Genomic DNA, 5,887 nt, shown 5'->3' with positions numbered 1-5,887 from the left:
CGCGAGTGCCTGGCCTTCGCCCGGCGCGGCTCCGTACCCGTCGCCATCCGCAGCGGCGGACACTCCTACGGCGGCTGGTCGAGCGGCAACGGACGGCTGGTCGTTGACGTCTCGTCACTCAACAGCGTCGACCGCGACGGCACGATCGGCGCGGGAGCCCGGCTCCTCGACGTCTACCAGGGCCTCGCCGCGCACGGCCTGACCGTCCCCGGCGGCTCCTGCCCCACGGTCGGCATATCCGGCCTGACCCTCGGCGGCGGTCACGGCGTCGCCTCGCGCGCGTACGGCCTGACGTGCGACAGCCTCACGGGCGCGACGCTCGTCACCGCCGACGGCAGGACGCTCACCACCGACGCCAAGCACCACCCCGATCTGTTCTGGGCGCTGCGCGGCGCGGGCAACGGCAACTTCGGCGTCGTCACCGAGCTCCGCTTCCGTACCCGCCCCGCCCCGCAGACCGTCGCCGCGTACATGTCGTGGCCGTGGTCGCGCGCCCGGGCCGTGGTGACGGCCTGGCAGGAGTGGGGCCCGGAGCAGCCCGACGAGATCTGGTCCGCCGCACACGTCGCGGCGGGCCCGGGCAGCGGCAACCCGACGGTGTCGGTGTCCGCGTTCAGCCTCGGCACGTACGGCGACCTGCAGAACGCCGTCGACCGCCTCGCCGACCGCATCGGCGCCTCCGCGTCGTCCGTCTCGCTGCGCCGCCGCAGCTACCAGGAGGCGATGCTCGTGTACGCGGGCTGCTCCGGCATCACGGACGCCCAGTGCCACCTGCCCGGCACCACACCGGGCCGCGATCCGCAGGGTTCGCTCCAGCGCGAGACGTATGCGGCGGCGTCCGACTTCTACGACCGCTCGCTGCCTCCGGAGGGCGTCCGGACCCTGCTCGACCGGACCGAGGCCTTCACCCGGCTCCCCGCGGACCAGGGCGGCGGCGGCTCGGTCGCCCTCACCGCGCTGGGCGGCGCGATCAACCGGATCGACCCGCGGTCCACCGCGTTCGTCCACCGCGGTTCGCGGATGCTCGCCCAGTACATCGGGGCGTGGCGCGCGGGGACGGGCGGCACCGCTCAGCAGAAGTGGCTGAAAGACACCCATGCGGCGCTGCGCCCTTACGCCTCGGGGGCGGCCTACCAGAACTACGCGGACCCGGCCCTGACGGACTGGCGCGAGGCCTACTACGGCTCGGCCCTCGCCCGGCTCGACGAGGTGAAGAAGCAGTACGACCCGGAGGGGTTCTTCACGTACCCGCAATCACTGTGACGTGCGGGGCGCGGGGGACGCGGGGCGCGATCTGCCTCAGACCGCGCCCCCGCACCGCGCTTCACACCGCGCTAGGCGGCCAGCCCCTTCTCGCCTTCCGAGCCGCCGCCCGAACCGGGGCGCGGCTCGGGAATCCCGAGCGCCTCGCCACCGTCCCCGGCAGCCGCCGCGAGCGGGCTGCGCGACCTGACCAGCCTGCCCAGCCGGCCCGACCGTGAGACGGCGCCCACCAGGGGGGTCAGCAGCATCATGGCGAGCGGCGCGAGGAGCAGCGCGGCGGCCGTGCCGAGCGCGAAGCCGCCGATGACGTCGGTCGGGTAGTGAACGCCCATGTAGATCCGGCAGAACCCTTCCAGCAGGGCGAGCGCGATCGCCGCGATGCCGAACTTCCGGTTCGCCACGAAGAGCCCGACGCCGAGGGCCATCGCCATGGTGGCGTGGTCACTGACGAAGGAGAAGTCGTTCTTCCCGTCCACCAGGACGTCGAGACCCTGGTGGTCCTTGAACGGACGCGGCCGTTCCACGAATCCACGGATCGGGATGTTGATCAGCAGGGCGATCCCGGCCGCGAGCGGTGCCCAGACGAGCCCGGCGACCGCACTCACCGAATCCTCGGCCGTGCCGCACCGGCGGACACTCCACCAGCACCACAGGACCACCAGGACCATGCCGAGCATGATTCCGTACTCACCGACGAACTCCATGACCCGGTCGAACCAGGTGGGAGCGGACTTCGCGAGCCCGTTGATGTCGTAGAGCAGGCTGACATCGGGGTTCGACCCATCCAGTGCGAGTCCAGCCATCTGCCGCGGCCCCTTGCCTTGTCTGCTGCTGCGGCACACACCCATGTGCGCCGCTATGACGAACCCCCGTATTCGGTTCGGTCACTTACGTGCGTCGGGGCGACGCTAGGTCAGTGGCTGCGGCCCCGGTCCAACCAGAGAACGACGCGTCCCGTGCGTACGTTCCACTCTCTACCGAATGATCACCATGACGTTATCGAAGAGTGACTCATCGTCGCAGCTCAGGGCCCAGGCTTCACAGAGAGTTCCGGCCACCGACGCCCTCACGTCAGGCCGCCGGCTGCGCGGTCGGAAGGGCCGCGGCACCGTCCTTGGTGACGCGGGTCGCACCGAAGTAGTCGGGCGTGTCGATCTTGTCGAACCGGATGACGGCACCGGTGTACGGGGCGTTGATCATGTACCCGCCCCCCACGTACAGGCCGACGTGGTGAATGGCCCGCGAGTTGGCCAGGTCGTCGGAGAAGAACACCAGGTCCCCGGGGAGCAGCTCGTCGCGCGAGGGGTGCGGCCCGGCGTTGTACTGGTCGTTCGCCACACGTGGCAGCTCGATGTCGACGGTCCGGTACGCGGCCTGGGTCAGCCCCGAACAGTCGAACCGGCCGCCCTGCTCCGGGGTGCCGTTACCGCCCCAGAGGTACTTCGTCCCGAGCTTCTTCTGGGCGAAGTAGATTGCACCCGCCGCCTGCTGAGACGGCTGCACCCGTCCGACGGGCCGGGCGAAGCTCTTCTCCAGGGTCCGGATGATCTTGACGTAGTTCTGGGTCTCCGCGATGGCGGGGACCCCGCCGGACTTGATGACCCGGTACGCCCCTGCGTTGTAGGCGGCCAGCATGTTGTCGGTCGGGTCCCCCGGCACCTTCTTCACGTACCCGGCCAGCTCGCAGTCGTACGAGGCGGCGGACGGAATCGCATCAGCGGGATCCCAGACGTCCCGGTCCCCGTCGTTGTCCCCGTCGAGCCCGTGCGAGGCCCAGGTGCCCGGGATGAACTGCGCGATGCCCTGAGCGGCGGCCGGACTCTGCGCACGCGGATTCCAGCCGCTCTCCTGATAGAGCTGGGCGGCAAGGAGGGCGGGGTTGATGGCAGGGCAGAGGTTGCCCCACTTCTGCACAAGAGGCTGGTACTTGGCCGGCACAGCCCCCTTGGCCAACGCCACGGCCCCACCCCCGCCGCCGGTGAGGCCGGCGGCGGCGGAGTACGTACCGACGACGAGCAGCGCCACGAAGAGCATGGCGACGCCGGCGCCGATCCCACCTGCCATCCAGTATTTCCGCACCCCTCAACCATCCCCTATCGGGGAGGGGTTCATGGGTGTTTTCGACGGTGTGTACGAGTCATCGGGGTCACTGATGGGCCATCAGGACGCGCCGGTGGACCAGAAGTCGGAGTGGACGTTGGGGCGGGGGATCACTTCGGCTGCCGCGTAGCTCGGACCACTCGGCTTGGCCACCGGGTCAGCCACCTCTGCCTGGCGGACGCATGGACTGTCAACTTCGAAGAAGAATTGCCCCGCACCTCCAACGATCAGGCTCACCCCAAAGCCGTCCTTCGTCTGCGCAAAGATGGCTGGCACCTCCGGATCATCGTTGACCGCCTTAATCCTGTAATGGCTCCTCCGCCAGAATCGATCAACCAGTCCCAGGAGGCTTCCGCGACGCTCTGCAGAGACAATGGTCATCACAACCCGCCTACGGGTCACGTCACAAACACCCGCAGTGGTCGGTCCATGGGTCCACTGGACTCCCGGCCGAATCTCGGCGAAGACCGCGTCAAGAATGCCATCAGCATGTTCGGCAGCCTCTTGCATATCCATGCGACCCTCACCCCTATCACTCGACTCCCTGTCAGCACTTACACATGAGACGGCGAAGACGCATGAGATCAGCATGATTACAACCCTGCCGAACCTACACCTCATCGATGCTCCTCAGTCTTGATTTTCTCCGGGCGCCCAGCCGAAATAAGCGCGATGTTATTCGCTGAAACGGCATCCCTATTCGGGTCGAAGTAGCGAGAGTGCGCATCAATCGACGCCCCCTCCGAGCTGATCAACCGGGGCCCCTCATCAACCTGAAAGCGTCGCGCACCAAAGGATCTGCTCGCGGGGTCCCGTCCGAACCAGAGATCGTCATCGCTCCGATCTGCAGCCTCGCCAAGAAGATGCGCACCGGCAGGCCCCGTGGCGGCCAGAACAGCAACGCCTACTGCGCTCTGTTGCTTCGACGGAAGCTTGGTCACAACATCGTTCTCCGCCGCGCCGACGAATACGTGCTCCTTGCCCACCCCGAGGTCCTCCGCGTGATCCACACCGACCCCAGGGCTACCTACCAAGACAATGTCATCAACCCCTGGAAGACCACCCCCATGCTGCGTAGCGGCACCAACTGTCCGAGAGCCGTACGAGTGACCGATCGCTGTCATATGCGGATCGTCGTTCTCGTTCGTGGATGACAATCCGCCCATAAACTGGCGGAAGGAGTTCCCACCTTTTTCGGCACGGTCATCCCCCATAACGTCGAGGCCGTTCCATCCATCTGGTGACTGAGGTGCGTCATACCCAAGCCACACAATCGCGGCACTCGAAGAGTCGTAGTATCTAGCACCGATCGCCGTGTCGCGTGCCCGCTTCAGGTCACCCTCCGCGAACTCCTTGTCCAGCGATGTGTTCAACCCTGGAACATACGTTGCGACGTTCTTTGCCGCGTCAGGGTTGCCAAAAGAAACAATCGCTCGCCCATTTCCCTCATCCCCGATGCCCAATAAGTACATGGGCGGCTCGCCAGGTCGGCGCCCCGCCTGCAACTGCCGGTCAATCTCCCGCAGCCCCGCCAACTGCGTCTCCGCCCGCTCGCCGTCCCGCCCCTCCAGCTTGCCGATCAGCAGCTGCAGGTTGTCGCGGTTCGCCGTGTCGCGGACCAGGGCCGGGATGCCGTCCAGGTTGCCGATCTGGTCCGGGTACACCGCGAGGTACTCCTCGCGCTGTTCGTCCGTCAGGCCCGCCCACCACTCCCGTCGGGCCGCCGGACTTGCGTCGTACGGGATGCGCGACCTCAGGTACCCCCCAGCCACGTCCCGGACCACCGCCGCGTCGCCCGCCGCGTCCGTCCACGTCCGGTCCGGGACCTTCAGGCCCTCCTCGGCCTTCAGCTTCCGCAGGATCCTGGCGAACCGCCAGTCGACCTCGGCCGCCGCCCGTACCGCCTTCGCCACCCGGTCCGCGATGTCCTGCGCCTTGGCCGTGTTGGGGTTCGGGGCCACCAGCCCCGACGGCGGCAGCAGCCCCGGCGCACCCTTCGCCGACGCCGTTCCGCCCGCCAACGGCTTCCCGGCGACCAGGCCCTCCCCCGCCTCCGGATACGTCACCGACCCGTCCGCGTGCACGGTGAACCTCAGCGCCTGCGCGTCCTCCAACGCCTCCCGCAGCACTCGTTGCTGAGCCTTCATCTCGTGGGCCAGGCTGTTCAGCGTCGTACGGACGAGGCCGCACTCCGTGTACACGTACTGAAGGTTCCGGCTCAGCTGTCGTAACCGGCCCACCGCCGCGTCCGCCGCCGCGCCCTGCTGCGTCTCGCGCAAACCGTTCAGCAGCTGCTTCTCGATCCGGTCCCGCCCGGCATCGGCCCGATTGCTCGCCTTGCCCCAGCCGTCGGCCGCACCCTCCAGCTCGGAGCAGTTCAGGTCCCGTAACTGCGCCCAGGTCAGCTCGGAGGACCCCGCCCCCGCCGTCATCGCTCGACCCCCACCGTGCGCCTCGCCACGGGCGCGAAGGGCGAGACGAACGAGACCGTGAAGTCATCCTTCGCGCCCGTGGCGAGGCGCAC

At 68.2% G+C, this 5,887-nt stretch carries 5 protein-coding genes; 1 reads left to right on the top strand and 4 read right to left on the bottom strand.

The genetic code is table 11. The features are described 5' to 3' along the window. A partial coding sequence (locus JGS39_RS37155; RefSeq protein WP_219574187.1) for an FAD-binding oxidoreductase occupies positions 1-1,263 on the top strand: 1,263 nt, incomplete at its 5' end. 71 nt (positions 1,264-1,334) lie between these two features. On the opposite strand, the gene JGS39_RS37150 is transcribed toward JGS39_RS37155, so the two are convergent. The 4 genes from JGS39_RS37150 to JGS39_RS37135 all read right to left on the bottom strand — a co-directional run bounded on the left by JGS39_RS37150 (position 1,335) and on the right by JGS39_RS37135 (position 5,795). Next, entirely contained in the window at positions 1,335-2,066 is a 732-nt protein-coding gene (locus JGS39_RS37150; protein WP_219574186.1) for a phosphatase PAP2 family protein, read from the bottom strand. 268 nt (positions 2,067-2,334) lie between these two features. Further along, positions 2,335-3,327 carry a C40 family peptidase gene (locus tag JGS39_RS37145; RefSeq protein ID WP_219574185.1) on the bottom strand — a complete coding sequence of 331 codons (993 nt, stop codon included), beginning with the start codon at positions 3,325-3,327 and terminating at the stop codon, positions 2,335-2,337. Positions 3,328-3,423: 96 nt separating this feature from the next. Further along, positions 3,424-3,879 carry a hypothetical protein gene (locus JGS39_RS37140; protein WP_219574184.1) on the bottom strand — a complete coding sequence of 152 codons (456 nt, stop codon included), beginning with the start codon at positions 3,877-3,879 and terminating at the stop codon, positions 3,424-3,426. A 101-nt stretch (positions 3,880-3,980) separates the two neighbouring features. Continuing rightward, positions 3,981-5,795 (bottom strand): alpha/beta hydrolase, encoded by a 1,815-nt coding sequence (locus JGS39_RS37135; RefSeq protein ID WP_219574183.1) that lies wholly within the window; start codon positions 5,793-5,795, stop codon positions 3,981-3,983. Positions 5,796-5,887: the final 92 nt, after the last annotated feature.

The sequence above is a fragment of the Streptomyces poriferorum genome (assembly GCF_019399235.1).
GTDB lineage: Bacteria > Actinomycetota > Actinomycetes > Streptomycetales > Streptomycetaceae > Streptomyces > Streptomyces poriferorum.
Note: the sequence above shows the minus strand (reverse complement) of the source record. Positions and strands in the feature narration are given on the sequence as shown.

Coding starts and splice junctions, on each gene's coding strand:
- JGS39_RS37150 (WP_219574186.1), bottom strand. CDS start 2,066: ATGGCTGGACTCGCACTGGATGGGTCGAACCCCGATGTCAGCCTGCTC.
- JGS39_RS37145 (WP_219574185.1), bottom strand. CDS start 3,327: ATGGCAGGTGGGATCGGCGCCGGCGTCGCCATGCTCTTCGTGGCGCTG.
- JGS39_RS37140 (WP_219574184.1), bottom strand. CDS start 3,879: ATGGATATGCAAGAGGCTGCCGAACATGCTGATGGCATTCTTGACGCG.
- JGS39_RS37135 (WP_219574183.1), bottom strand. CDS start 5,795: ATGACGGCGGGGGCGGGGTCCTCCGAGCTGACCTGGGCGCAGTTACGG.